A 421-nucleotide genomic window follows, 5' to 3' on the forward strand; every position below is an offset into this window, starting at 1 on the left:
ACGCGTATCTTTCGGTAAGGAGGTGATCCAACCGCAGGTTCCCCTACGGTTACCTTGTTACGACTTCACCCCAGTCATGAATCACAAAGTGGTAAGCGCCCTCCCGAAGGTTAAGCTACCTACTTCTTTTGCAACCCACTCCCATGGTGTGACGGGCGGTGTGTACAAGGCCCGGGAACGTATTCACCGTGGCATTCTGATCCACGATTACTAGCGATTCCGACTTCATGGAGTCGAGTTGCAGACTCCAATCCGGACTACGACGCACTTTGTGAGGTCCGCTGGCTCTCGCGAGTTCGCTTCTCTTTGTATGCGCCATTGTAGCACGTGTGTAGCCCTACTCGTAAGGGCCATGATGACTTGACGTCATCCCCACCTTCCTCCGGTTTGTCACCGGCAGTCTCCTTTGAGTTCCCACCAT

The 421-nt window shown here is 53.9% G+C and carries 1 rRNA gene; it reads right to left on the minus strand.

The features are described from left to right. Positions 1 to 15: 15 nt before the first annotated feature. Positions 16 to 421: ribosomal RNA gene (locus HB631_RS26810) — 16S ribosomal RNA — on the minus strand; the annotation flags it as partial.

The organism is Sodalis sp. dw_96 (assembly GCF_018449575.1).
Lineage (GTDB): Bacteria > Pseudomonadota > Gammaproteobacteria > Enterobacterales > Enterobacteriaceae > Acerihabitans.